This window comes from Streptosporangium sp. NPDC050855 (assembly GCF_044456585.1).
In the GTDB taxonomy this organism is placed as follows: Bacteria; Actinomycetota; Actinomycetes; order Streptosporangiales; family Streptosporangiaceae; genus Streptosporangium; species Streptosporangium longisporum.
Genome location: NZ_JBITFY010000003.1, coordinates 297,980 through 323,707, shown reverse-complemented (window position 1 = coordinate 323,707; position 25,728 = coordinate 297,980). Strand labels below are relative to the sequence as shown.

The 25,728-nt window shown below is 70.9% G+C and carries 18 protein-coding genes; 12 read left to right on the top strand and 6 right to left on the bottom strand.

Annotation, left to right across the window (positions count from 1 at the left end; translation table 11 throughout):
* Nucleotides 1-212 precede the first annotated feature (212 nt).
* From ACIBCT_RS09435 to ACIBCT_RS09420, 4 genes are all read left to right on the top strand, one after another.
* Nucleotides 213-1,121, top strand: coding sequence for a sulfotransferase family protein (locus ACIBCT_RS09435; protein WP_399186924.1), 909 nt, complete (start codon nucleotides 213-215; stop codon nucleotides 1,119-1,121).
* A gap of 20 nt (nucleotides 1,122-1,141) precedes the next feature.
* Nucleotides 1,142-2,305: a glycosyltransferase family 4 protein gene (locus ACIBCT_RS09430; RefSeq protein ID WP_399186923.1), complete on the top strand. Its 1,164-nt coding sequence runs from the start codon at nucleotides 1,142-1,144 to the stop codon at nucleotides 2,303-2,305.
* Nucleotides 2,306-2,818: 513 nt separating this feature from the next.
* A complete protein-coding gene (locus ACIBCT_RS09425; protein WP_399186922.1) occupies nucleotides 2,819-4,213 on the top strand; it encodes a family 2B encapsulin nanocompartment shell protein in 1,395 nt (464 codons plus the stop codon).
* Between the two features lie 37 nt (nucleotides 4,214-4,250).
* The gene (locus ACIBCT_RS09420; protein ID WP_399186921.1) at nucleotides 4,251-5,300 is read left to right on the top strand and encodes a family 2 encapsulin nanocompartment cargo protein polyprenyl transferase; all 1,050 of its coding nucleotides are present in this window, start codon (nucleotides 4,251-4,253) and stop codon (nucleotides 5,298-5,300) included.
* A 296-nt stretch (nucleotides 5,301-5,596) separates the two neighbouring features.
* Here ACIBCT_RS09420 and ACIBCT_RS09415 read toward each other — a convergent pair whose 3' ends face one another.
* Together ACIBCT_RS09415 and ACIBCT_RS09410 are read right to left on the bottom strand one after the other, a co-directional pair.
* Nucleotides 5,597-6,748 carry an acyl-CoA dehydrogenase family protein gene (locus tag ACIBCT_RS09415; RefSeq protein ID WP_399186920.1) on the bottom strand — a complete coding sequence of 384 codons (1,152 nt, stop codon included), beginning with the start codon at nucleotides 6,746-6,748 and terminating at the stop codon, nucleotides 5,597-5,599.
* A gap of 227 nt (nucleotides 6,749-6,975) precedes the next feature.
* Nucleotides 6,976-7,719, bottom strand: coding sequence for a hypothetical protein (locus ACIBCT_RS09410; RefSeq protein WP_399186919.1), 744 nt, complete (start codon nucleotides 7,717-7,719; stop codon nucleotides 6,976-6,978).
* A 319-nt stretch (nucleotides 7,720-8,038) separates the two neighbouring features.
* On the opposite strand from ACIBCT_RS09410, the gene ACIBCT_RS09405 reads away from it, so the two are divergent.
* The 7 genes from ACIBCT_RS09405 (at nucleotide 8,039) to hrpA (ending at nucleotide 20,574) form a co-directional block, all read left to right on the top strand.
* Nucleotides 8,039-9,676: an ABC-F family ATP-binding cassette domain-containing protein gene (locus ACIBCT_RS09405; protein WP_399186918.1), complete on the top strand. Its 1,638-nt coding sequence runs from the start codon at nucleotides 8,039-8,041 to the stop codon at nucleotides 9,674-9,676.
* A gap of 174 nt (nucleotides 9,677-9,850) precedes the next feature.
* On the top strand, nucleotides 9,851-10,831 hold the full coding sequence (locus ACIBCT_RS09400) for a LacI family DNA-binding transcriptional regulator (protein WP_399186917.1): 981 nt from the start codon (nucleotides 9,851-9,853) through the stop codon (nucleotides 10,829-10,831).
* Between the two features lie 289 nt (nucleotides 10,832-11,120).
* Nucleotides 11,121-11,669, top strand: coding sequence for a hypothetical protein (locus tag ACIBCT_RS09395; RefSeq protein ID WP_399186916.1), 549 nt, complete (start codon nucleotides 11,121-11,123; stop codon nucleotides 11,667-11,669).
* 283 nt (nucleotides 11,670-11,952) lie between these two features.
* Complete coding sequence (locus tag ACIBCT_RS09390) at nucleotides 11,953-12,762, top strand: hypothetical protein (RefSeq protein ID WP_399186915.1); 810 nt, start codon at nucleotides 11,953-11,955, stop codon at nucleotides 12,760-12,762.
* Nucleotides 12,763-13,013: 251 nt separating this feature from the next.
* Nucleotides 13,014-13,748 (top strand): polyphosphate--glucose phosphotransferase, encoded by a 735-nt coding sequence (gene ppgK / locus ACIBCT_RS09385; RefSeq protein ID WP_399186914.1) that lies wholly within the window; start codon nucleotides 13,014-13,016, stop codon nucleotides 13,746-13,748.
* 254 nt (nucleotides 13,749-14,002) lie between these two features.
* Nucleotides 14,003-16,303 carry a glycoside hydrolase family 6 protein gene (locus tag ACIBCT_RS09380; RefSeq protein ID WP_399186913.1) on the top strand — a complete coding sequence of 767 codons (2,301 nt, stop codon included), beginning with the start codon at nucleotides 14,003-14,005 and terminating at the stop codon, nucleotides 16,301-16,303.
* Nucleotides 16,304-16,677: 374 nt separating this feature from the next.
* Nucleotides 16,678-20,574, top strand: coding sequence for an ATP-dependent RNA helicase HrpA (hrpA, locus tag ACIBCT_RS09375; RefSeq protein ID WP_399186912.1), 3,897 nt, complete (start codon nucleotides 16,678-16,680; stop codon nucleotides 20,572-20,574).
* A 61-nt stretch (nucleotides 20,575-20,635) separates the two neighbouring features.
* Here hrpA and ACIBCT_RS09370 read toward each other — a convergent pair whose 3' ends face one another.
* On the bottom strand, nucleotides 20,636-21,259 hold the full coding sequence (locus ACIBCT_RS09370) for a Uma2 family endonuclease (protein WP_399186911.1): 624 nt from the start codon (nucleotides 21,257-21,259) through the stop codon (nucleotides 20,636-20,638).
* A gap of 93 nt (nucleotides 21,260-21,352) precedes the next feature.
* Between ACIBCT_RS09370 and ACIBCT_RS09365 the strand changes: the two genes are divergently transcribed.
* Nucleotides 21,353-22,030, top strand: a complete 678-nt coding sequence (locus tag ACIBCT_RS09365) for an HAD family hydrolase (RefSeq protein ID WP_399186910.1) — start codon at nucleotides 21,353-21,355, stop codon at nucleotides 22,028-22,030.
* A 30-nt stretch (nucleotides 22,031-22,060) separates the two neighbouring features.
* On the opposite strand, the gene ACIBCT_RS09360 is transcribed toward ACIBCT_RS09365, so the two are convergent.
* From ACIBCT_RS09360 to ACIBCT_RS09350, 3 genes are all read right to left on the bottom strand, one after another.
* Nucleotides 22,061-23,095: a polysaccharide lyase family 1 protein gene (locus tag ACIBCT_RS09360; protein ID WP_399186909.1), complete on the bottom strand. Its 1,035-nt coding sequence runs from the start codon at nucleotides 23,093-23,095 to the stop codon at nucleotides 22,061-22,063.
* A gap of 101 nt (nucleotides 23,096-23,196) precedes the next feature.
* Entirely contained in the window at nucleotides 23,197-24,267 is a 1,071-nt protein-coding gene (locus ACIBCT_RS09355) for a polysaccharide lyase family 1 protein (protein ID WP_399186908.1), read from the bottom strand.
* Between the two features lie 11 nt (nucleotides 24,268-24,278).
* A complete protein-coding gene (locus tag ACIBCT_RS09350; protein WP_399186907.1) occupies nucleotides 24,279-25,400 on the bottom strand; it encodes a polysaccharide lyase family 1 protein in 1,122 nt (373 codons plus the stop codon).
* Nucleotides 25,401-25,728: the final 328 nt, after the last annotated feature.

The window sequence follows — 25,728 nt, the reverse complement described above, 5'->3', positions numbered from 1 at the left end:
GGTCGTCGTCGGCCGCATGCCGTCTGAGCTGTGGGAACGTCTCACTACCCCGGCCGGCGCGGGTGAATCGCCCACCGTCGCGCGATCCGGGCCGATGGACCGGGGGTGCCCCACGAGCCGGGGTGTCCCCGAGGATGGATTTCCGGAACGCAGAGGTGACGTCCGGTGAACGCACAGTTAAATGCCAGGAAAGTCGAGTAGCCTGCCTCGCCATGAGCTGGCAGCGTAAGGCCAACGACGCCCTTGTGCGGCTCACCGGATTCCAGGTGAACCGGGTAGGGAAAACCGGTTCGAGGGCGGGAAGATCTCCGGGGGCGAGGTCCCCGGCCGCCGAGGAGCCGTTCAGGCCGCCCGCCGACCCCGCGACCGACCGGCTGCTGGTCGCCCCGGTCTTCGTCCTCTCCCCGGTCAGGTCCGGCTCCACCCTGCTGCGGGCCCTGCTCAACGCCCACTCCATGCTGCACGCCCCGCACGAGCTGCACGTCCGCAGGCTGCGGGTGGAGTTCGGCACCGCCCTGGCGGAGAAGGCCATGGGGGCGCTCGGGCACGACCGGTCCGACCTGGAGCACCTGCTGTGGGACCGGGTGCTCCATCGCGAGCTGGTCAGGAGCGGCAAGACGTTCTTCGTGGACAAGACCCCTGCCAACGCCTTCGCCCACCGGCGCATCGCCGCCTGCTGGCCGGACGCGCGGTTCGTCTTCCTGCTGCGTCACCCGGCGTCCATAGCGAGATCGTGGTACGAGGCCGGCACCGCCGGCACCGGCGGCACCGGCGGCAGGACGCCGCAGGAGGCCGCGCTGGACGCCCTGCGCTACATGAAGGCCGTGCAGCGGGCGCGCCGGGAGCTCGAGGGATGCACCGTGCGCTACGAGGACCTGACCGCCGACCCCGAGACGCAGGCGCGCCGCCTGTGCGACTTCCTCGGCGTCCCCTGGGAGCCGCGGATGCTGGCGTACGGCGAGCAGACCGTGCTGGAGAAGGGGCTCGGCGACTGGAAGGACAAGATCCGTTCGGGGACCGTGCAGCCCGGACGCGACCTGCCGGCGCCCGAGGAGGTTCCCGAGCCGCTCAGACCGATGTGCCGCAGCTGGGGATACCTGCCCGGTGAGGGGGCCTCGTGACGGCGCCCGGCCGGGAGGCCATGACGATTCGCTACCTGCTCCTGCACGCCTACGGCATGGGCGGGACGATCCGCACGGTGATCAACCAGGCGAACGCGATGGCCGCCGCCGGGCACGACGTCGAGATCGCCAGTGTGGTGCGCCGCAGGGAGAGGCCGCAGTTCCCGATCGACGGGCGCGTCCGCCTGCTGACGCTCTCGGACCAGCGCCGGGAGCGGCCCGTCGACTCGCTCGGACGCCGGGCCTGGCGGCGGATCCGCGGCAAGATCGTGCCCCCGGGCGAGTTCGCCGCCTCCTACTTCACCGAACGCGTGGAACGTTCCGTGATCGACTACGTCTTCGCGCTGGAGGGGGGCGTCCTGGTCACCACCCGCCCCGCCCTGAACCTCGTCTCGGCCCGTCGCGGCCCGGCCGGTGTCGTCAGGGTCGCGCAGGAGCACATGAACCTGGCCACCCATCCCGAGGCGGTCCGCGCGCAGATCGCCCGTCACTACGGCGCCCTGGACGCGGTGGCGGTGCTCACCGGGACCGACCGCGGGGAGTACCAGGAACTGCTGCCCGGCACCCCCGTCGTGCGCATCCCCAACGCGGTCGCCGCCGGGCGGCCGGCACCTTCCGACCGCCCGGACGGGCTCGTGGTCGCGGCCGGGCGGCTCGTCGGGCAGAAGGGCTTCGACCTGCTGATCCCCGCGTTCGCCAAGGTCGTCGAGCGCCACCCGGGCTGGCGGCTGCGCATCTACGGCACCGGCCCGAAGAAGGAGGCGCTGCTGGCGCTGACGGCCGAGCACGGGCTGTCGGACGTCGTCGCCCTGATGGGACGCACCGAGCACCTGGACGAGGAGATGGCCAAGGCGTCCTTCTACGTGCTCAGCTCCCGGTTCGAGGGATTGCCGATGGTGATGATCGAGGCCATGACCCAGGGGCTGCCCGTCGTCGCCTTCGACTGCCCGACCGGCCCGGCCGACGTGCTCACCCCTGGGGTCGACGGGCTGCTCGTCCCGGCCCGGGACGTCGACGCGCTGGCGGAGGCGATGATCCGGCTGATCGAGGACCCCGGCCTGCGGAGGCGGATGGGCGCCGCAGCGGCCGTCACCGCGCGCGAGTACGCCCCCGAGGCCGTCATGCCGCTCTGGGAGGACCTGTTCTCGGAGCTGCTGGAACGGCGTCGGGGAGAATCGCTCTGAACGCTTTTCTCCTTTTTGCGCGCTGCTCCACGAGTCGTTTCGCGAGTCGTTTCGCGACTGTTTCGCGGGTCGCTTCGCGATGTGTTCCGTGAGCCGCCTCACGAGTCACCGGGAGTGCTTCGCGTCCGCGTGCGCATGACCGTGCCCGGAGAGGATGTGCGTTGGATTCGCCCGATCTCACCCCAGGTTCCGGAAATAACGCACGATAACCGGAGTCGCCGCTTCCCCCGGTGGAAAAGCCCGCCATGTACGGCCCGGCGGCGATGTTCAAAGATATTAGACTTTTCCCACTTTATTGTCCGGCGCTTTTACCGATGACGGACCGGATCGTCACCGCTGCTTGACAATTCATTTAACGGTCACCCAAAATCAAGGCGTCCACGACGGCGGACCGTATTCGGTCCCGCGCGTCGGGGGGTCGACGATTCCGCCTTTTTCGGCACCACTGATCGCCGTTTTCCCCTGGTCGATTCATGCCCTCTCCTCCCTGTCGGATACGAGTACGGATCGGTGGTGTGTGTTGTGACGGAGCCCGAGGCCGGCCGGTCGCAGCTGAGTCTGAGTACGGACGCCGCGCGCAATCTGGCGACGACGACCAAATCGGCTCCCCAGATGCAGGAGATCACCTCCCGGTGGCTGCTGCGGATGCTCCCCTGGGTGCAGGTGTCGGGTGGCACCTACCGGGTGAACCGGCGGCTGAGCTACACGATCGGCGACGGCCGGGTCAGCTTCACCAGCACCGGGTCGCAGGTGGCGGTCGTCCCCGCCGAGCTGTGCGAGCTGCCCCTGCTGCGCGGGTTCGACGACACCGACGTCCTCGACGCGCTGGCGGGCCGGTTCGTCCAGCGGGACTTCGCCGCCGGGGACGTGCTCGTGCAGGCGGGGCAGCCCGCCGACGAGGTGGTGGTGATCGCGCACGGCAAGGTCAACAAGGTCGGCAGCGGGCCGTACGGCGACGAGATCGTGCTGACCGTGCTGGCGGCGGGCGACCACTTCGGCGACGAGACGCTGACCAGGACGGAGGACACCTGGCCGTTCACCGCCAGGGCGGTCACCGGCGGAACGGCGATGATCCTGCCCCAGCAGGCGTTCTGGGAGGTGGTCGAGCGGTCCGAGCGGCTCCGCGAGCACCTGCGGCTGCTGGAGGCCGCCTCCCGGGGCCCGCAGAACAAGTACGGCGAGGCCGCCGTCGAGGTGGCCGCGGGCCACGCCGGAGAGCCCGACCTGCCGGGGACGTTCGTCGACTACGAGCTCCTCCCGCGGGAGTACCGGCTCAGCGTCGCGCAGACGGTCCTGCGGGTGCACAGCCGGGTGGCCGACCTCTACAACGACCCGATGGACCAGGTCGAGCAGCAGCTCCGGCTGACGATCGAGGTGCTGCGCGAGCGGCAGGAACACGAGCTGATCAACAACCGCGAGTTCGGGTTGCTGCACAACGCCGACCTCAAGCAGCGGATCCACACCCGCACCGGGCCGCCGACCCCTGACGACCTCGACGAGCTGCTCAGCCGCCGCAGGAGCACGAGCTTCTTCCTGGCCCACCCGCACGCCATCGCCGCCTTCGGCCGCGAGTGCAACGCGCGCGGCCTCTACCCGCAGGGCGTCGACGTCGGGGGCAGCGGGGTGCCCGCCTGGCGGGGAGTGCCGATCTTCTCCTGCAGCAAGATCCCCATCACCGAGACCCGGACCACCTCGATCCTGGCCATGCGCGTCGGCGAGGACAACCAGGGGGTCGTCGGCCTGCACCAGACCGGCATCCCCGACGAGTACCAGCCCAGCCTGTCGGTCCGGTTCATGGGCATCAGCGAGAAGGCGATCATCTCCTACCTGGTCAGCGCCTACTACTCCGCGGCCGTCCTGGTGCCCGACGCGCTCGGCATCCTGGAGGACGTCGAGATCGGTCACTGAGGAACGGGGGGGACGGAGCCGAGCGAGGAGAGGAAGCATGACGACGGTTGAGACGACCGGGACGGCGAAGGACGGGCGTTCCGCGAGTGAGGTGCTGGCCTGGAGCCGGGACCTGGTCGAGGCGACCCTGCGACCGGCCGCCGACACGCTGCCCGCCTCGATGCGGCACATCGCCGGATACCACTTCGGCTGGTGGGACGAGCAGGGCCGGCCGCCCGGGGCCGGCGGCGGCAAGGCGCTCCGCCCGGCGCTGGCCCTGCTGTCGGCCGAGGCCGTCGGCGGCGACGCGTCCTCGGCGCTCCGCCCGGCGGCGGCCGTCGAGCTGGCGCACGACTTCTCCCTCCTGCACGACGACGTGATGGACGGCGACCGTACCCGCCGTCACCGCCCCACGGCCTGGGCCGTCTTCGGGGTCAGCCCGGCCATCCTGGCCGGTGACGCGCTGCTGACGCTGGCCTTCGACGTCCTGGCGACCGGGGACCGGCCGATCACGGCCGAGGCGACGCGGATCTTCAGCGCCGCGGTCCAGGAACTGCTGGACGGCCAGAGCGCGGACGTCGCCTTCGAGGAACGCAGGGACGTCGGACCGGCCGAGTGCCTGTCCATGGCGGCCGGCAAGACCGGCGCCCTGCTGGGGTGCGCCTGCGCGCTCGGTGCCCTGTTCGGTGGTGGCGGCCCCGAGCAGGTCGGGCACCTGGGAGCCTTCGGCAGGGACCTGGGGCTGGCGTTCCAGCTGGTCGACGACCTGCTGGGCATCTGGGGCGATCCGGAGGTGACCGGCAAGCCGGTCCACTCGGATCTGCGGAGCCGCAAGAAGTCCATCCCGGTCGTCGCGGCCCTCACCTCCGGTACGACGGCCGGAGGCGAGCTGGCCGGCCTCTACCACCGGGAGGGCGAACTCTCCGACGCCGAGCTGGTCCGCGCGGCCGCACTCGTCGAGGACGCGGGCGGGCGGGCCTGGACCAGGCTGGAGGCCGACGAGCTGCTCGCCCGGGCGCTGCGCCATCTCGACGCGGCAGGCGCGCCGTCCAGGCCCGCCGCCGAGCTCACCACGCTGGCCCGCCTCGTCACCCACCGCGACCACTGAGGACCACTGAGGACCACTGAGGCGGCCCCGGCCGGTCTGGCGGTGACGGGCCGGGACGGTCCCGGTTCCGGCGGACGTCACCGCGATCGCCGGGACGGCCCCGGTGGACCACACCGTGAACCATCGAGGCGGCCCCGATCCTGAGGGACGTCACCGTGACCACCGGGACGGCCCCGGTGGACCACACCCTGAACATCGAGGCGGCCCCGGTCCTGACGGACGTCACGGGGCGATCACCGGGACGGCCCCGGGGGAGCCCGTCGCGACCCCGGGACGAGCCCCGCCGGGGTCGTCCCTCAGACGAAGGCGCCGATACCGGTGATCGCCCGTCCCACGATCAGGCTGTTGATCTCGCGGGTCCCCTCGTAGGAGTAGATCGCCTCGGAGTCCGCCACGAACCGGCCGACGTCGTAGTCGAGGACGATGCCGTTGCCACCCAGGACCTCCCGGGCCCATCCCACGGCCTCACGCATCCGGGCCGTGCAGAACGCCTTGGCCATGGCCGAGTGCTCGTCGGCGTAGACGCCCTCGTCCTGGAGCTGCGCCAGCCGCACCACCATGCCCAGCGAGCAGGTGACGTTGCCCAGCATCCGTACGAGGAGATCCTGTACGAGCTGGAAGCCCGCGATCGGGCGCCCGAACTGCTCGCGCGTCTTGGCGTACTCCAGCGCGAGCTCGTAGGCGCCCATCATGCAGCCGACCGCCTGCCAGGCCACCCCGCCCCGGGTCTGCCGCAGGATCGCACCCGTGTCGCGGAACGTGTTCGCCTTCTGCAGGCGGTTGATCTCCGGGACCAGGCAGTTGGTGAGCGTGATGTCGGCGTTCTGCACCGTGCGCAGGGCTATCTTGTTCTCGATCTTCGTGGCGGCGAGACCGGGCGTGCCCTTCTCCACCATGAACCCCTTGACCTGGCCGTCGGCCTCGTCCTTGGCCCACACCAGGATCAGGTCGGCGAAGGTCGCGTTGCCGATCCAGCGCTTGGCCCCGTTGAGCACCCACACGTCGCCCTCGCGCCGGGCGGTGGTGCGCAGCCCCGCCGCGACGTCCGAGCCGCCCTCGGGCTCGGTCAGCGCGAACGCCCCGATCTTCTCCATGGCGGCCATCTGCGGCAGCCACCGCTCCCGCTGCTCCTCCGAACCCAGCCGGTCCACGCTGCCCATCGCCAGGCCGTTGTGGACGCCGAAGAACGTCCCCATCGAGGGGTCCACCCGGTTCAGTTCCAGCACCACGAACCCGGTCAGCAGGCTGCGCGCCCCCCGGTACGGCAGACCCGCGATGTCGAGCTTGGCGAACCCGGGAATGATCTGGTGCGGAAAGCGCGCGTTGGTCCACGCCTCGTTCGCGATGGGAGCCACCTCCCGCGCCATGAACTCCCGCACCCGGAGCACGATCTCCTTCTCGGAGTCGTCAAGGAGCGCGGAGTAGTCGTAGAAATCGCCGGTCATCATCGCCGTGGCTTCCCTCCGGTCGTCGTACCCGCTCACCTGCCCGCGAGGGGTGGGGTCAAGCAGTGAGACCACTCACAGGCCGGGTGGGGAGCAGGCGGGGGCGGAGACGGCGAAGGCCCGGGTCGCCCCGGGCCTTCGCGTACGCCGCCCGCCCGTGCGGCCGTGTGTCTCACGGCCGCCGGACGGTGTCACGCGCGTGGTGCCGCCTCACGGCGGTACCCGTGTCGTCAGCGGCGGTAGTGGAGGCTGTACACGCGCACCCGATCGGTGCGGCTACGGCTCTCCTCGAGCTCGTCGGTACCGTCGAAGACGGCGCGGTACTCACCGCTCTTGTAGGCGCGGGCCTTGGCGTAGAACGCGCCACGGCGGCCGGTGTCGGTGGAGGTCACGTACTTCCAGGCGCTGGAGCCGCGCTTGCGGAAGTAGATCTCGACCTCCTCGCGGCGGGCGCTCGTCCAGCGGTCGTCGTCGTTGACCTGAAGACGACCGGTGAAGTAGACCCAGCGGCCCTTGCGCACGACGTCGGGGTTCGCGGAGAACCGGTAGACGCGCGTGTCGAGCTTCTCGGCGTCCTTGTGCTCGACGGAGAAGTTGACCTCGTCGGTCACCTTCTTGCCGTCCTTGTCGTACGCGTCGGCGGTCGCGACCCAGCGTCCTTCGAAGTCGTTCTCGTCGAAGCTGGTCGTGAAGCGCCACAGATCGCCCTTGTGGAAGATCCTGGGCTCACGGGCGTCCTGCGTACGGAACTGGTCGGAGACCGGCTTGAGGCGGAGTTCGACGCGGGTGGCCTCGGTGGTGCGCACCTCGATCGTTACCCTGGTGTCCTCGTCCCCGTGAACGACGACCGGGTTCGGGTTGACGTTGTCGATGCGCACACTGAGAGCGACTCGCTCCGCGGAGGCCGTCCCGGCCGACATGAGCAGTGATCCGCTCACAGCCGCGGACAGCAGACCGATGGCGATTCGTTTCATCAAGACGCTTTCCTCTTCTCCCCGTTCGGCAGGCGCGGTCAGGATTGACCGTGCCCGCCCTATAAGACGTCCCGCCGACGGCCGATGTTGCCTCATTTCTCCAGAAAGTCTGCGTAAAGTCTCCGTAAGGTAACGTTTCGCCGAGGGTAACGGCAGGTCAGTCGGCGCTGAGCAGCCCTTCAAGATTTTTACAACAAAAAAGGATTTGTCTGGTTTGTCGGGAATACGGGTGTGATTCGATCATCCTCTCGGGGCCGGAGAGACGGGCGAGCAGGCCGGGCCGGGCGCCCGGAGCTCGTGGGCCGGATAGCGTTTGCGCATGAGTGCCACCATCGTCGCCAAGGATCTGGCCGCCGGACACGGTGACCGAGCGCTTTTCTCCGGGCTCGACCTGGTGATCGCCCCCGGCGACGTCGTCGGCCTGGTGGGCGTGAACGGGGCCGGGAAGTCCACCCTGATGCGGATCCTGGCCGGCCTGCTCCCTGCCGAGCAGGGCTCGGTGCGGCTCAGCCCGTCCTCGGCGTCGGTCGGCTACCTGCCCCAGGAGCGCGAGCGCCGCGAGGGGGAGACGATCGCGGGCTTCCTGGCCCGCCGTACCGGGGTGGCCGCCGCGCAGCACGCGCTGGACGCCGCGACCCAGGGGCTGGTCGACGGCACGCCGGGCGCCGACGACGCGTACGCCGCGAGCCTGGACCGCTGGCTCGCCCTGGGCGGGGCCGACCTGGAGGACCGGGCCGCGGAGGTCGTCGCCGAACTCGGCCTCGCCGTGGAGCTCGACCGGCCGATGACGGCGCTCTCCGGCGGCCAGGTCGCGCGGGCCGGCATGGCCTCCCTGCTGCTCAGCCGCTACGACGTCTTCCTGCTGGACGAGCCCACCAACGACCTGGACCTGGAGGGCCTGGAGCGGCTGGAACGCTTCGTCACCGGCCTGCGGGCCGGGACGGTCCTGGTCAGCCACGACCGCGAGTTCCTGGCCAGGACCGTCAACCGGGTGGTCGAGCTCGACCTCGTCCAGCAGCTGGTCCGGGTGCACGGCGGCGGCTACGAGGCGTACCTCACCGAGCGCGAGGTCGCCCGCAGGCACGCCCGCGACGAGTACGAGGAGTACGCCGGCACGGTCGCCTCCCTCAAGCAGCGCGCCGGCATGCAGCGGGCGTGGATGGAGAAGGGCGTCAAGAACGCGCGGCGCAAGGCGACCGACAACGACAAGATCGGCCGCAACTTCCGTACCGAGGCCACCGAGAAGCAGGCGGCCAAGGCCCGCCAGACCGAGCGGCTGATCGAACGGCTGGACGAGGTCGAGGAGCCCCGCAAGGAGTGGGAGCTCCGGATGGAGATCGCGGTGGCCCCGCGCTCCGGGGCCGTGGTCGCCACGCTGCGCGACGCCGTGGTCCGGCGCGGCGCGTTCACCCTGGGGCCGGTGAACCTGGAGATCGGCTGGGCCGACCGGGTGGCGGTCACCGGGGCCAACGGCTCGGGCAAGTCCACGCTGCTGGCCGCGCTGCTGGGCAGGATCCCGCTGGAGGAGGGGAACGCCTCGCTCGGTCCCGGCGTGGTGGTCGGCGAGGTGGACCAGGCGCGCGGGCTGTTCCTGGGCGACGAGGCCCTGGTGGACGCCTTCGGCGCGGCGGTGCCGGAGATGGCCCCCGCCGAGGTCCGTACGCTGCTCGCCAAGTTCGGGCTCCGTTCCGCGCACGTGCCGCGACCGGCCGCCACCCTGTCGCCGGGGGAGCGGACCCGGGCCGCGCTGGCGCTCCTGCAGGCGCGCGGGGTGAACCTGCTCGTGCTCGACGAGCCGACCAACCACCTCGACCTGGCCGCGATCGAGCAGCTGGAGTCGGCGCTCGCCTCCTACCCCGGTACGCTGCTGCTGGTCACCCACGACCGGCGGATGCTGGACGCGGTGCACACCACCCGGCGCGTGCACGTCGACGGCGGCCGGATCACCGAGAGCTGAAGAGCCGACGAGTCGACGGGCGAGGCCGAGGGACGGGGCCGGACGGGGGCCCGCGGACGGGAACCGAGGGCCGAGGGGCCGGCCACCGAGGGACGGACGAGCCTCTCCTGACCGGCTGACGTAACTTTCGCAAGCAGCCGCAAGTAATTACTTCTTTTGCCTTATAGTTTCATCATGACGCGACGGCTTGCAGAAGTGGCCAAGAAGGTCGGGATGAGCGAGGCGACGGTCAGTCGCGTGCTCAACGGGAAGCCCGGGGTCTCCGAGGCGACCCGCGAGGCCGTCCTCACCGCCCTGGACGTGCTCGGCTACGAGCGGCCGACCCAGCTGCGGGGGGACAGGGCACGGCTGGTCGGGCTCGTCCTGCCCGAGCTGCAGAACCCCATCTTCCCGGCCTTCGCCGAGGTGGTCGGCGGGGCGCTGGCCCAGCAGGGGTTCACCTCGGTGCTGTGCACCAGGACCCTGGGCGGTGTCTCCGAGGCCGAGTACGTCGACCTGCTGCTCCAGCAGCAGGTGTCCGGAGTGGTCTTCGCCGGAGGGCTGTTCGCCCAGGCCGACGCCTCCCACGAGCACTACGAGCTGCTCCGCGAGCGGCGCCTGCCGACCGTGCTGGTGAACGCCGCGGTGGCGCACCTGGCGTTCCCCCAGGTCTCCTGTGACGACGTGGCCGCCGCCGAGATGGCGCTCGGCCACCTGCGGTCGCTGGGTCACGAGCGCATCGGCATGGTGCTCGGGCCCCCCGACCATGTGCCCTCCCGGCGCAAGCTGGACGCGGCGAAGCTCGACCCGGAGTTCGTCGAGCACACCATGTTCTCCCTGGAGGGAGGGCACGCGGCGGCCGCGCGGCTGATCCGCCGGGGCGTCACCGGCGTCATCTGCGCCAGCGACGTGATGGCCCTGGGCGCCATCAGGGCGGCCCGCAGGGCGGGGCTCTCGGTGCCCGACGACGTCTCGGTGATCGGGTACGACGACTCCGCGCTGATGAACTGCACCGACCCGCCGCTGACCACCCTGCGCCAGCCGATCGACGCGATGGGCCGCGCGGTCGTCGACCTGCTCGCCGCCCAGATCGACAAGGCCCTGGTCCCGGCCGACGAGCTGCTCTTCGAACCGGAACTGGTGGTCAGGGCCTCCACCGGGCCGGTGAAGCGCTGAGCGTCATGACAGCGCATTTTTTGCGGCTGCTTACTCTGCTTTTTCGTGTTCTTGCGACCTTTACGCCCGATTGACCTTTTCGTACGGACGATCGCGGCGGCTCCCCTGAAAGCGGCTAATTTAGGAGCTTTCAGGACAAAAGTAGCCGTCCCCGGTATATCTCCTGACCGACCCTTTACCTCCGTCGTCACCCTCGGTAGCCTCATATGTCCTAAAGTGATCGCTGCGGGCAGGGGTCGGCCTCCTGTCTCTCCCCTCGGAAACGCATCCGGACGTTCGGGGGAAGACCGTGCGCAGAAGATCCATCGTGCTCGTCGCGGCGAGTGCGAGCACCCTCATGTTCCTGTCGGCCGCGCCCGCGGTGGCCGCGCCGACGGACGAGACCATCGTCACGTTCGCCGTCGAGGCGGGCTCCCTGGACATCGTGGCGCCGCCGGGCCCGATCGACCTGGGCTCGGCGCCTCCCGGCGGCACGCTCACCGGGCCGATCGGTCCCGTGTCGGTCTCCGACACCCGGGGCGGCGCCACGTCGGAGTGGACGGCGTCGGTGTACGCGACGAACTTCGTCGCGGCCGCGCTGACGATCCCTCCCACCGCGATCGACTACTGGTCGGGGCCGACGACCGCCACCACCGGCGGCGGCACCTTCATCCCCGGGCAGCCCACCGCCCTCGCCGCCGCCCCGCTCGACCTGGTCGCCACCCCGCTCGTGGCCTTCGCCCACACCGGCGGCACCGGAGGCAGCACGGCGACGTGGAACCCCACCCTGATCGTGAACATCCCGATCACGGCCCAGATCGGCGCTTACAGCGGCACGGTGACACATTCGGTGGCGTGACCGTCTCGCGGCCCTGCTCGCGCTCCTCCTGCCGCCGATCGCGCTCCTGTCGGGCGTCGCCGGCGGCCGGGCCGGCGCGGGCGGGGCCGCCGACGACACCCCCCGCGGCACGATCGGCATCCGCCTGCTGGAGGCGCCGGTCAGCCGCCACGACGATCCCCGGGCGCTGTCGTACATCGTCGACCACCTGCGTCCCGGCACCACGATCGAACGCAACCTGGAGGTCTCCAACACCTCCTCCAGGCGGCGGCGCGTCGAGCTGTACGCGGCCGCCGCCGACGTCGTGCGCAACAGGTTCCAGCTCCATCCGGGCCGTGCCCGGAACGAGCTGACCGGCTGGACGTCCCTGAACCGCGACTCGCTCGATCTGCCGCCGGGGGGGAGCGGGACCGCCCGGGTCAAGATCGCGGTGCCGGAGTCCGCGTCGCGTGGTGAGCGCTACGGCGTCATCTGGGCGCAGGTCGCCACCCGGCGCGACCCCGACCGGCCCGTGCGCATCGTCAACCGGGTCGGTGTCCGCGTCTACCTCGACATCGGACGCGGTGGCGAACCGCCGTCGGACTTCCGCATCGAGACCCTGACCCCCATGCGCGCCCCGGACGGCGCCCCGCAGCTGGCGGCGCTGGTCCGCAACACGGGCGGCCGGGCCCTGGACATGAGCGGCACGCTGTGGCTCTCGGAAGGGCCCGGCGGCCTGCAGGCCGGGCCCTTCCCCGCCGACCGCGGGGTCACCCTGACGCCGGGCTCCGCCGCCCCGGTGACGGTGACGCTGGACCGCCGGGTGCCCGACGGCCCCTGGAAGGGGAAGCTGACGCTGATGAGCGGCATGGTGAAGAAGACCGTCACCGCCACCTTCACCTTCCCGGTCGCGGGCCGGGGCCGTCCGGTCGAGCCCGACGACGACCTCCTGCCGCTGATCGGCCTGGTCGTGGGCCTGGTGCTGCTGCCGGCCGCCGCAGGTGTCCTGGTGATGCGCCGCAGGCGGCGTGGCAAGGCGCCGCGCCGCGTTCGCGCCGGCCGGGGCGGTCCGCTCCCCGGCGCGCGCACCCGGCGCCCCCGGACGGTGGGGGCCCACCGGCGATCCGGCGGGTGACACGGCCGTCCCCCGGCCGTCCCCCGGCCGTCCCCCGGCCGTCCCCCGGCCGTCCCCCGGCCGGGCCCTGTCCGAGCCCCTTCCGGGAGTCGCGGTGACACGGGCGGGACCTGTCCGAGCCCCGTCCGGGAACCACCTGGAACCCCGTCGCGCCCGCGCGGGCCCTCGCCGGGCTCACCCGGTCCGACCGCTCGCCCGGAAGGAGCATCAGCCGACCGTGCCGGGGAAGGGGGACCGGTCAGGAGGTGCACATGGAAGCGCTGGGAATCGACATCGGCGGATCGGGCATCAAGGGCGCGCCGGTGGACGTCGCCAAGGGACGGCTGACACGGGAACGGCTGCGCATCCCCACCCCGGACCCCGCCGAACCCGAGGCGGTGGCCGAGGTCGTGGCGAAGATCGTCGAGCACTTCGAGTGGCAGGGACCCATCGGGGTGACCTTCCCCGGGGTCGTGGTCGACGGGGTCGCCAGGTCGGCCGCCAACGTGGACAAGGCGTGGATCGGCACGGACGCGCAGCAGCTGTTCTCCCGGGTGACCGGGCAGACCACGATCGTGCTCAACGACGCCGACGCGGCCGGGCTGGCCGAGGTGGCGGCGGGCGCGGCCAAGGACAGGCCGGGTGTGGTGATGCTGCTGACCTTCGGGACCGGGATCGGCAGCGCCCTGCTGATGGACGGCCGCCTGGTGCCCAACACCGAGCTCGGGCACCTGGAGATCAGGGGCAAGGAGGCCGAGAAGCGCGCCTCGGACCACGCCCGCGAGGCGCACGACCTCGGCTGGGAGGAGTGGGCCGAGAAGGTGCAGGAGTACCTGGAACACGTCGAGATGCTGTTCTCGCCCTCGCTCTTCATCATCGGCGGCGGGGTCAGCAAGAAGGCCGACAAGTTCCTGCCGCACATCAAGATCCGTACCCCGATCGTCCCGGCCGGCCTGCAGAACGAGGCGGGCATCGTGGGCGCCGCGATGGCGGCGACGAGGGCGTAACGGCGTCGGTCCGCGAGCCCGGGGAGGCGGCGCCCCGGGCCTCGCGGGATCGTTCCGCCGACGGCGCGGAGACGCCGCCGGGGAGCACCGACGGGGGCGACTCTGAAACTTTCATCTGGTTCGAAACCCGTTCGGTGAGGTCAGGGGCCGACAGGTCGTCTCCCGGGGGTCCCCGAGGCGCAACACCCTGTACACACGCCGGAAACATCCGGACTATGGGAGCGCTCCCACCCTCGTCCTGGAGATGATCACGAATGACAGTCACTTCGCGTCGCCAAGCCTGGCGTAACCGGGCGGCGACCACGGCGGCCCTGCTGGTGGCCGCCGCCGGCCTCGCCACCGGCCAGGCCGCCACGGCGCACGCCGCAGTATCCTGCGACGTCGCCTACTCCACCAACGACTGGCAGGGCGGATTCACCGCCAACGTCACCCTCAAGAACCTCGGTGACCCGCTGAACGGCTGGACCCTCGGCTTCGCCTTCACCGGCGGGCAGACGCTCCAGCAGGGCTGGTCGGCCACCTGGGCCCAGACGGGCACCCAGGTCACCGCGAAGAACCTCGCCTGGAACGGCACCCTCGCCACCGGCGCCTCCACCAGCATGGGCTTCAACGGAATCTCCACCGGGAGCAACCCCAAGCCCACGGCCTTCACGGTCAACGGCGTCACCTGTGGCGGGCAGAACCCCACCAACCAGCCCCCCACGGTCGCCCTGACCAGCCCGGCCTCGGGCGCCTCCTACCAGGCGGGCGCGGCCGTGCCGCTGGCGGCCACCGCGAGCGACGACGGCTCGGTCAGCAAGGTCGAGTTCTACGTCGACGGCACGCTGGTCAACACCGACACCACCGCGCCCTACTCCTACTCCGCGACCGGCCTGGCGTCCGGCGCGCACACCGCCAAGGCCAAGGCCTACGACAACGCCTCCCCGGCGCTGTCCACCGAGACCGCCGCGGTGCCCTTCACCGTGGGCGGCGGCACCTCGACGCCGTCGATCGTCGCCTCCGCGACCTCGGTCAGCGTTCCCGAGGGAAGCTCCAGGACGGTCGGCTTCAGGCTCAGCCAGGCGCCGACCGGCAACGTCTCGGTCAACCTGACCAAGACCGGTGACGCCGACCTCACGATCTCGCCCTCCACGCTGTCGTTCACCACGGCCAACTGGAACACGGCGCAGAACGTGACCGTCTCGGCCGCCCAGGACGCCGACCAGGTGGACGGCACCGCCACCATCGCGGCCGCCGCCACCGGTCACACGGGTGCCTCGGTCACCGCGACCGAGGCCGACGACGACGGCGGCACGTCGCCGGTCCACGTCGACAACCCCTACGCCGGCGCCGACGGCTACGTGAACCCGGACTGGTCGGCCAAGGCCGCCGCCGAGCCCGGCGGCGACGCGGTCGCCGACATCTCCACCGGTGTGTGGCTTGACCGCATCGCCGCCATCGCCGGCTCCTCCTCGGCCATGGGCCTGCGCGCCCACCTGGACGAGGCCCTGGAGCAGGACGCGGCCAACGGCAGCAGGCCGCTGACGATCCAGTTCGTCATCTACAACCTGCCCAACCGTGACTGCTCGGCGCTGGCCTCCAACGGTGAGCTGCTCATCTCCGAGAACGGTCTGAACCGCTACAAGACCGAGTACATCGACCCGATCGCCGCGATCATGGGCGAGTCCAAGTACCGGAACCTGCGGATCTCGACGATCGTCGAGATCGACTCCCTGCCGAACCTGGTCACCAACCTCAACGTGGCCAAGTGCCAGGAGGCCAAGGACAGCGGCGCCTACGTCGACGGTGTCCGCTACGCCCTGAACAAGCTGCACGCGATCCCGAACGTCTACACCTACGTCGACGCCGCGCACCACGGCTGGCTCGGCTGGGACACCAACTTCGGCCCGGCTGCGGACCTGTTCGCCAGCACCGTCGCCGGCACCACCGCGGGCTTCAACAGCGTCGACGGCTTCATCACCAACACCGCCAACTACTCGGCGCTGCGTGAGCCGCACTTCACCATCAACACCACCGTCAACGGCCAGAACATCCGCCAGTCCCGGTGGCTGGACTGGAACTTCTACGTCGACGAGCTCTCCTTCGCCCAGGCCTTCCGGAACGAGCTGATCCGGAAGGGCTTCAACTCCAACATCGGCATGCTGATCGACACCTCCCGCAACGGCTGGGGAGGCACGGCCCGCCCGACCGCTCCCAGCACCGCCACGGACGTGAACGGCTTCGTCGACCAGTCCCGCGTCGACCGGCGGATCCACGCCGGCAACTGGTGCAACCAGAGCGGTGCCGGTCTGGGCGAGCGCCCGCAGGCCAGCCCCGCCCCCGGTCTGGACGCCTACGTCTGGATCAAGCCTCCGGGTGAGTCCGACGGCTCCAGCAAGGCCATCCCGAACAACGAGGGCAAGGGCTTCGACCGGATGTGCGACCCGACCTACGAGGGCAACGCCCGTAACGGCAACAACATGAGCGGCGCCCTGCCGGACGCCCCCATCTCCGGCCAGTGGTTCTCCGCCCAGTTCCAGCAGCTGCTGCAGAACGCCTACCCGGCGCTCCCGTAGTCGGCTGATCCCGGGCCCACCCCCCACGGGGGCCCGGAGCGGGGTCCTTCCCCGCGACCCCAAGGCCCCGTCGTCCCGGTTCCGGGACGGCGGGGCCGCTCCCTGTTCCGGCCGTCCTTTCGGCCGTCCTTTCGGGCCTTCCCGGGGCGCGTGCCGGTGCCCCGCCGGCCCTTCCTGGCCTCACGGTCTCCGCCGCCACCCGCTCCCGGCCGCCGTACGGCCCCGATATCCGGATGCGGTGGCGCGGCGACTCGGGCAGCATGGACGGTCGGGCCCGATCAGGGCTCCGGTCCGGGCAGGGTCCCTCGGCCCGTGCGTCCTCGCGGGCACGGGGGAGCCGTCACTCGCGGGCCGAAAGTATCCTGGGTCTCAGTATGGGAACGCCTCCTTTGACATCTCCGCTCTCCGAGCTGCACGCGCGCCTGCCCGAGCTCACCCTGCGTGACCAGCGGCGCCTGCGCCGCAGGCTCGACGGGGCCCGAAAGGTCAGGAACCGTGCCGCCCAGCAGAAGATCGCCGCGGAGATCACCTCCGACATCGAGCGGGCCGAGCAGCGGGTCGCCCGCCGCCGCGCCGGCGTTCCCGCGATCACCTATCCGGAGGCGCTGCCCGTCAGCAAGCGCCGGGACGACATCCTGGAGGCGATCCGCGACAACCAGGTCGTGATCGTCGCCGGTGAGACCGGCTCCGGCAAGACCACCCAGCTTCCGAAGATCTGCCTGGAGCTGGGCCGGGGCGTCAGGGGTCTCATCGGGCACACCCAGCCCCGCCGCATCGCCGCCAGGACCGTGGCCGAGCGCGTCGCCGAGGAGCTCGACACCCCGCTCGGCGACGCCGTCGGCTACAAGGTGCGCTTCACCGACCAGGTGAGCGAGGGCACGCTGGTCAAGGTCATGACGGACGGCATCCTGCTGGCCGAGCTGCAGAACGACCGCGACCTCGACCAGTACGACACGCTGATCGTCGACGAGGCGCACGAGCGCAGCCTCAACATCGACTTCATCCTGGGCTACCTCAAGCAGCTCCTGCCGCGCCGCCCCGACCTCAAGGTCGTCATCACCTCGGCCACCATCGACCCCGAGCGCTTCTCCAAGCACTTCGGCGACGCCCCGATCGTGGAGGTCTCCGGCCGCACCTATCCCGTGGAGGTGCGCTACCGGCCGGTCGCCGAGGACGACGACCAGATCCAGGCGATCGGCAACGCCGTCGACGAGCTCTGCGCCGAGGGGCCCGGCGACATCCTGGTCTTCCTCAGCGGCGAGCGGGAGATCCGCGACACCGCCGAGGCGCTCTCCAAGCGCAAGGACGCCGAGATCCTGCCGCTGTACGCCCGGCTGTCCGCCGGCGAGCAGCACCGGGTCTTCCAGCGCCACACCGGCCGCCGGGTCGTGCTGGCCACCAACGTGGCCGAGACCTCGCTGACCGTGCCCGGCATCAAGTACGTCGTCGACCCCGGATTCGCCCGCATCTCCCGCTACAGCCACCGCACCAAGGTCCAGCGCCTGCCCATCGAGGCGATCTCCCAGGCCTCGGCCAACCAGCGCAAGGGCCGCTGCGGCCGCGTCTCCGAGGGCGTCTGCATCCGGCTGTACGAGGAGGACGACTTCCTCACCCGGCCGGAGTTCACCGACCCGGAGATCCTGCGCACCAACCTCGCCTCGGTCATCCTGCAGATGACCTCGATCGGCCTGGGCGACATCGGGGCCTTCCCGTTCGTGGAGCCGCCCGACCAGCGCCAGGTCAGGGACGGTTACGACCTGCTGCTGGAGCTGGGCGCCTTCGACCAGGCCAGGCAGATGACCCCGCTCGGCCGCAAGCTGGCCGGGCTGCCGGTGGACCCGCGCCTGGCCAGGATGGTGCTGGAGGCCGACCGCAACGGCTGCGTCCGCGAGGTCATGGTCATCGCCGCGGCCCTGTCGATCCAGGACCCGAGGGAGCGCCCGGCCGACAAGCAGCAGGCCGCCGACGAGAGACACCGCCGCTTCGCCGACAAGGAGTCGGACTTCGTCTCCTACCTGAACCTGTGGGAGTACCTCCAGGAACAGCAGAAGGAGCTCTCCTCCAGCGCGTTCCGGCGACTGTGCAAGGCCGAGTTCCTCAACTACATGCGCGTCCGCGAGTGGCAGGACGTCTACAGCCAGCTCCGCCAGACCGCCAAATCCCTCGGCGTCGTCCCCGGGACGACCCCCGGGGACGAGCAGAAGATCCACATGTCCCTGCTGTCGGGGTTGCTCTCGCACGTCGGCGTCAAGGACATCGACAAGAAGACCGCCGAGGCCGGGGGCGGGCGCCGTCCCCCGAACGAGCCGCGCAGGCCGATGACCGAGTACATCGGCGCCCGCAACGCCCGGTTCGCGATCTTCCCGGGCTCGGCGCTGGCCAAGAAGCAGCCGCTGTGGGTGATGTCCGCCGAGCTGGTGGAGACCTCCCGGCTCTGGGCCCGGGTCAACGCCAAGATCGAACCCGAGTGGGTCGAGCCGCTCGCCCAGCACCTGATCAAACGCACCTACTCCGAGCCGCACTGGGAGAAGAAGCAGGGCTCGGTGATGGCGTACGAGAAGGTCACCCTGTACGGGGTGCCGATCGTGGCCCAGCGCAAGGTCAACTACGGCCGCATCGACCCCGAGCTGAGCCGGGAGCTGTTCATCCGGCACGCCCTGGTCGAGGGCGACTGGGAGACCCACCACGCCTTCTTCGCCGAGAACCGCAGGCTGCTGGAGGAGGTCGAGGAGCTGGAGGAGCGGGCCAGGCGCCGCGACATCCTGGTCGACGACGAGACGCTCTTCGACTTCTACGACCGGCGCGTCCCCGCCGACGTCGTCTCCGGGCGCCATTTCGACTCCTGGTGGAAGAAGGCCAGGACCGATCAGCCCGACCTGCTGAGCTTCGAGAAGTCGATGCTGATCAGCGAGACGGCCGGGGACGTCAGCAAGCGCGACTACCCCGACGTCTGGCGCCAGGGCGGCCTGCGCTTCCCGCTCACCTACCAGTTCGAGCCCGGCACCGACGCCGACGGCGTCACCGCGCACATCCCGCTGGCATTGCTCAACCAGGTCAACGTCGAGGGCTTCGACTGGCAGATCCCCGGACTGCGCGAGGAACTGCTCACCGCGCTGATCCGGAGCCTGCCCAAGCAGATCCGGCGCAACTTCGTGCCCGCGCCCAACTACGCCAAGCAGGTCCTCACCCGCGCCGAGCCCACCCGGGAGCCGCTGCTCGCGGTGCTGGAGCGCGAGCTGCTGAACCTGACCGGCATCCAGGTGCCCCGCGAGGCCTGGCAGCCCGACCTGGTCCCCGACCACCTCAAGATCACCTTCCGGGTGGTCGACGGCCGGAAGAAGAAGATCGCCGAGAGCAAGGACCTGGCCGACCTCAAGCGACGGCTCGCCCCCAGGCTCCGCCAGACCCTCTCCCAGGCCGCCGACGGCCTGGAGAGGTCCGGCCTGACCGGCTGGGCCATGGACGCGCTGCCCAGGACGTTCGAGCAGGGCAGGATGAAGGCCTACCCGGCGCTCGCCGACGAGGGCGCCACCGTGGCCGTGCGGATGTTCGAGACCGAGGCCGAGCAGCGCCGCGCCATGTGGGAGGGCACCCGCAGGATGCTGCTGCTGAACATCCCGTCCCCGGCCAAGAGCATCCTGGGAACCCTCGGCAACCAGTCCAAGCTCGCCCTCAGCCGCAGCCCGCACTCCGGGGCCGCCGCCCTGTTCGACGACTGCGTCACCTGCGCCGCCGACCGTCTCATGAGCGAGTACGGCGGCCCGGTCTGGGACAAGGCGGCCTACGCCGCCCTGCACGACAAGGTCCGCGCCGAGCTGTACGACACCACGGCCGAGGTGGTCGCCAGGGTCGAGAGCATCCTCAAGGTCTGGCACACCGTCTCGACGCTGCTGCCCGCCTCCCGCTCCACCCCGGCGGTCGAGGACATCCGCGAGCAGGTGGCCGCCCTGGTCCACCCGGGTTTCGTCACCGAGACCGGCTACGCGCGCCTGCCCGACCTGCTGCGCTACCTCAAGGGGGCCCAGCGGCGGCTGGAGAAGGTGCACGACGACGCGTTCCGCGACCAGGAGCGGATGGACAGGATCCACGACATCGAGGACGAGTACCACGAGCTGGTCGAGAAGCTCCCCCCGGGCCGCCGCGGTGACGACGACGTCCGCCAGATCCGCTGGATGATCGAGGAGCTGCGGGTCAGCTACTTCGCCCAGACCCTCGGCACCCCGTACTCGATCTCCGACAAGCGCATCCGCAAGGCGATGGAGAAGCTCTGAGCCTCGCCCGGAAGGGCGGGGCGGGCGAACCAGGCGCCGCCGGGGGGCGAGGGGACCGCGGTCAGAGGAAGATCGAGGTGTCGAGGTCGAAGTCGACGGGGGAGGGGATCCGGAGCGGCTTGCCCATCTGGGTGTGGGTGGTGGTCCGGTAGGTGCCCTCCTCGGGGTCGCTGAGGACCGTGACCATCGGCGGGGAGGCGACCGGATCGACGATCATCATGATCGGGACACCGCAGCCCGCGTAGATCCGGGGCTTGGTGGCGCGGTCCATCTCCATGCTCCCGGGCGAGACGATCTCCGCGACCAGGACGAGCCCCGAGGAGAGGATCTCGCGATCACCCCACAGAGGGGCGTTCAGTGGGACCAGGCAGTAGTCGGGGACCAGTGTGTCGCGCGGCCCCTCGATGCAGACGTCGACGTTTCCCGCGAAGCTCTCCCAGTTCCGCTTCTCCAGGATGGGTTGCAGGGCGAAGGCGAGGCGCATGGCGATTCGGCCGTGCTGCGGAATGCCGGATGGGCTCACGATGAGGTTCCCGTCGATGATCTCGGCGCGAAGGCACAGGGCTGGGGGAAGGGACTCGAAGATCTCCCTCGGGGTGCGAGGTAGCGGACGGTCGTCCGGCGCCGCGGGCCGGGCGGGTGGCTGGGGTGCGGTGCGCTGGGTGGATCGCTGAGACGCCGTCATCACCATCGACCTGTATCCCTTCGTGTCCGAACATGCACGCTGAGTATTCCATGCGGGGTCGCCCGAGCGGGGTGTGTACCGGCGTATACGATCGTGGGCCTGAACGAGGGGGAGATCGTGGTCCGGGCGCTGGTGTTCGACGTGGGCGAGACGCTGATCGACGAGACGCGCATCTGGTCGCGCTGGGCCGACCGGCTGGGGGTCACCCGGTTCACCATGCTCGGCGTGCTGGGCGGCATGGCCGCGCTCGACCGGTCGTTCGAGGACGCCTTCCGGCTGCTGCGGCCGGGGTTCGACGTCGAGGCCGAGCAGGAGGCGTGGAGGCGCGACGACCCGGACGGGCTGCGGGTGAACTTCGACGCCGACGACCTCTACCCGGACGTCCGTCCCGCGCTGACGGCGCTGCGCGGCCTCGGTCATCGGTTGATCATCGCGGGCAACCAGCCGCCGCAGGCGCGGGACGCCCTGCTGGCGATGGACCTGCCGGTCGACGCGATCCACACCTCCGACGGCTGGGGCGTCGCCAAGCCCGCCCCGGAGTTCTTCGCCCGCGTCGCCGAGGTGTCCGGGCGCGAGCCCGGCGAGATCCTCTACGTGGGCGACCGGCTGGACAACGACGTCCTGCCCGCTCGTGCGGCGGGGATGCGGACCGCGCTGATCCGCAGGGGCCCGTGGGGGCACCTGCACGCCGCCCGCCCCGGGGCTCGCGGGGCGGGCGGCGCGGATCACGTCGTCGACGACCTGCACGCCCTGGTCGCGATCCTCACCTGAGGGCCGCGCCCGCGGGCGGTCCGGCGACGGTTACAGCTCGCTCCACTGCGCGCCGACGCCGGCACCCGAGCGCACCGACGCCGGGACGCCGGCCGGCGGGTCGACCGTGTACGCGTAGAAGGTGCGCGGCTCGACGACCGTCCCGGCCGTCTCGGGCGTCCCGGAGTTCACGAAGATGTTGTTGCGCTGCACCGCCCGGCCCGGCCCGCTGTCGGCGTAGCCGCTCGCCGAGTAGAGCGGGTGCGGCACGTCCTGGAAGTAGTTGCCCTCCACGACCACGCCGGCGTTCTCGGTGGAGGCCACGCCGTACAGCTCGTTGCCCAGGAAGTAGTTGTTGAAGACGTGCACCGGCTCGCCGAAGCGGATGCGCGGGTGGCGCTGCCGGCTGTTGTCGAAGAAGTTGTGGTGGATCGTCACCTTCAGGTGGCCGATGTCGGTGCCCGCGGCGCCGTCGGAGTGGCTGATCAGCATGCTCTTGTCGGCGTGGTCGAAGTGGTTCCACGACACGGTGACGTAGTCGGCGCCGCGCACCACGTCGATGGAGCCGTCGACCGCGCCGGAGAAGGTGTTGTGGTCGATCCAGATGTGGTGCGACTCCCGGCCGACGTTGATGGCGTCGTCCTCGGCCTCGGTGAAGCGGATGTTGCGCACGATCACGTTGTAGGACCGGTAGAAGTCCAGGCCGCCGCCGGTGATGTGACCGGAGGTGCCCACCCCGATGATGGTCTTGTTGGGCCGCACCCCCTGCTTGCTGGAGATCTCGATGGTGCCGGCCACCCGGATGATCAGGGTTTCCTTGCTGTCGATGTACTCCAGGAACGACGCGGCGTCGGTCACGGTGACCGTACGGCCTCCGGCGCCGCCGGTGGTGCCGTTCTGGCCGAGGGCGTTGACCGACGCGAAGCCGATCGGCGCCGCCGCCAGGGCGGAGCCCGCGGCGGGGGCGGCGGAGGTGGCGCTCGCGCCGGCCGGCACGAAGGAGAGGGCGGTGGCCAGTACGGCGGTGGCCGCGCCGGCGCGCAGGGCCGCGCGCCGGGAGACGTGGCCGGTGAGGGGCTGGGGCATGGCGTCTGCCTTTCGGAGGCGGGGAGGGGGAGGTGGTGCGGAGGGGCCGCCGCCCGCCGGGGCGGGAGGCCGGGGGGTTCCGGGGGCGGCGGCCCGGCCCGTCAGCAGCCGATCTTTCCGACGCCCACGCCGGCGGACACCTTCGCCGGGACGGTCGCGGGGTCGTCGACGGTGTAGGAGTAGTACGTGCGCGGCTCGACGACCGTGCCGGCCGTCTGCGGGGTGCCCGAGCCGACGTAGAGGTTGTTGCGCTCGACCACCCGGCCGGGCCCGCTCTTGTCGTAGCCGACGTAGATCGGGTGGGCGACGTTCTGGAAGTAGTTGCCCTCGACGAGCAGGCCGGCGTTCTCGGTGGAGGCGATGCCGTACAGCGCGTTGTTCCGGTAGTAGTTGTTGAGGACGTGGACCGGCTCGGCGAAACGCACCCGAGGGTGGCGCTGGTCGGTGCCGTCGAAGAAGTTGTGGTGGTAGGTCACGCGGAGCTTGCCGATGTCGGCCGTGTAGCTGTCCGAGTGGCCCAGCAGCGCCGACTTGCTGTGGTCGTGGAAGTGGTTCCACGAGACCGTGACGAAGTCCGACTCCCGCTTGATGTCGAGCAGGCCGTCGTAGCCGTCGGAGAGGTCGTTGTGGTCGATCCACACGTGGTGCGCCTTGTTGGTGACGCTGATCGAGTCGTCCTCGGCGCCGGTGAACCGGATGTTCCTGATGATGACGTTGTTGCCCGGCCGGGTGGTCGAGCCGAGCTGGAGGCCGCCACCGGTGATCTCCGCGGTCGTGCCCACGCCCAGGATGCTCTTGTTGGCGACCACGGTCAGCATGCCGGAGACCTGGATCCGGCCGGAGACCTGGATGATGTACGGTCCCGGGCGGCCGACGTAGTCCTTCAGGGCCGCGGCCGTGTTCACGGTGACGACGGGGCCTCCGGCGCCGCCCGTGGTGCCGTTCTGGCCCAGGGCGTTGACCGACGCGAATCCCCCGGGGGTGCCGGTGCAGGCCGCGGTGGCGGCCCCGGCGGTACCCGCCGCCGCACCGGACCCGGCGGCCCGCTCCGATCCGGAGACGTCGGCGTGGGCCGCGCCGCCCACGCCCGCGAGCGCGGCGACCAGGAGGGCCGCGGCGGTGGTGGAACGGCGGCGCCTCGCGGCGGGACGGTCGAGGTGGTTGATGATCATTTTCGTCTCCATCAGATCTTCCCGACGCCGGCGCCGGCGGGCACGATGGTCGGCACCGCGGACGCCGGATCCGGGGCGTAGGAGTAGTAGGTGCGCGGCTCGGTCACCGTTCCCCGGGTCTCGATGGGGTGGTTGCAGTCGACCAGGATGTTGCCGCGCTCGACCAGGCGCCCGAGGTCGCCGCTGAACTCGACCCGGCCCGGGTTGTTGACGCTGTAGAAGTAGTTGTTCTCGACCAGCACCCCGGCGTTGTAGGTGGACGCGATGCCGTAGCTGTTGTCCCGGTAGTAGTTGTTGTAGACGTGCACGACGTCGGCGAAGCGGACCCGGGGGTGGCGCTGGTCGGAGGCGTCGAAGAAGTTGTGGTGGTAGGTGACGTGCAGCCTGCCGATGTCCTGCGGGCCGGCGTCCTCGTCGTGGGAGAGCAGCAGCGTCTTGTCGTGGTCGTGGAACCTGTTCCACGAGACGGTCACGAAGTCGGAGCCGCGCTTGATGTCGACCGCGCCGTCGTCCCCGTTGGAGAAGTCGTTGTGGTCGATCCAGATGTGGTGGCTGAACATCTGCACGTTGATCATGTCGTCGGAGGCGCCGGAGAACGCGATGTTGCGGATGATGATGTTGTGCACGGCGTTCGCCGGGGGCGAGGTGACGGAGTCGCTGACCGGCAGGCCGATGTTCAGCCCGCCGCCGACCAGCGCGGCGTTCGCGCCGACCCCGATGATCGTCTTGTCCGAGGCGACGTTGTACATGCCGTCGTTGGAGCCGGTGGGCAGCGTGATCCTGCCGCTCACCCGGATGACGTACGGCCCCGGGCGGGAGATGTAGTCGAGGAACTGCGCGGTGGTGGTCACGGTGACCGTGGGCCCGCCGGCGCCGCCGGTGGTGCCGTTCTGGCCGAGGGCGTTGACGGTGGCGAAGCCGACCATGGCGTCGACCGGGTCCGCGAGACGCGCTCCGGTCTGCGCGGTGGCGGTGGTGGTGCCGGTCAGCGCGGCGATCAGCAGGGCGATCGCGCCCAGGACGAGCGTCGTGCGCGGACCGCGCCGGAAGAAGGGGGCGGCGGCCGGGGAGGGGCCGGTCGGTGCCGCCGGAGCGGGCCGCGGGGCCGGTGGGGGGGTGGCGGGGAGGGGCATGTGTTCTCTGCTCTCTGCACGCCGCGGTCGCGGCGGCATGCTGTCAGGCGGCGTCGGCCGGGAGAGGAGTACGGGGCCGCGACGGGCGGCGCGGGTGCGCGGGCCGTGACCGCGGGGAGTAGGGCGGAGACGGCGGGTGCACCGCAACGGTGAGGGGTGCGTCCGGCCACGTGACCGTGCTCGCCGACCGGGGCCGGTTCGCCCGGGAGGTGAGACCGCGGTGTCGCGGGACGCGAGGCGGGAGTGGACACCGCGCTCGGGAGAGAGAAGGTGCGGATCAGAGGGCGACCATGGCATCACCACCTCGTGGCGAGAGGACACCTCCGGG

Coding starts and splice junctions, on each gene's coding strand:
- ACIBCT_RS09435 (WP_399186924.1), top strand. CDS start 213: ATGAGCTGGCAGCGTAAGGCCAACGACGCCCTTGTGCGGCTCACCGGA.
- ACIBCT_RS09430 (WP_399186923.1), top strand. CDS start 1,142: ATGACGATTCGCTACCTGCTCCTGCACGCCTACGGCATGGGCGGGACG.
- ACIBCT_RS09420 (WP_399186921.1), top strand. CDS start 4,251: ATGACGACGGTTGAGACGACCGGGACGGCGAAGGACGGGCGTTCCGCG.
- ACIBCT_RS09415 (WP_399186920.1), bottom strand. CDS start 6,748: ATGATGACCGGCGATTTCTACGACTACTCCGCGCTCCTTGACGACTCC.
- ACIBCT_RS09410 (WP_399186919.1), bottom strand. CDS start 7,719: ATGAAACGAATCGCCATCGGTCTGCTGTCCGCGGCTGTGAGCGGATCA.
- ACIBCT_RS09405 (WP_399186918.1), top strand. CDS start 8,039: ATGAGTGCCACCATCGTCGCCAAGGATCTGGCCGCCGGACACGGTGAC.
- ACIBCT_RS09400 (WP_399186917.1), top strand. CDS start 9,851: ATGACGCGACGGCTTGCAGAAGTGGCCAAGAAGGTCGGGATGAGCGAG.
- ppgK (WP_399186914.1), top strand. CDS start 13,014: ATGGAAGCGCTGGGAATCGACATCGGCGGATCGGGCATCAAGGGCGCG.
- ACIBCT_RS09380 (WP_399186913.1), top strand. CDS start 14,003: ATGACAGTCACTTCGCGTCGCCAAGCCTGGCGTAACCGGGCGGCGACC.
- hrpA (WP_399186912.1), top strand. CDS start 16,678: ATGGGAACGCCTCCTTTGACATCTCCGCTCTCCGAGCTGCACGCGCGC.
- ACIBCT_RS09370 (WP_399186911.1), bottom strand. CDS start 21,259: ATGACGGCGTCTCAGCGATCCACCCAGCGCACCGCACCCCAGCCACCC.
- ACIBCT_RS09360 (WP_399186909.1), bottom strand. CDS start 23,095: ATGCCCCAGCCCCTCACCGGCCACGTCTCCCGGCGCGCGGCCCTGCGC.
- ACIBCT_RS09355 (WP_399186908.1), bottom strand. CDS start 24,267: ATGATCATCAACCACCTCGACCGTCCCGCCGCGAGGCGCCGCCGTTCC.
- ACIBCT_RS09350 (WP_399186907.1), bottom strand. CDS start 25,400: ATGCCCCTCCCCGCCACCCCCCCACCGGCCCCGCGGCCCGCTCCGGCG.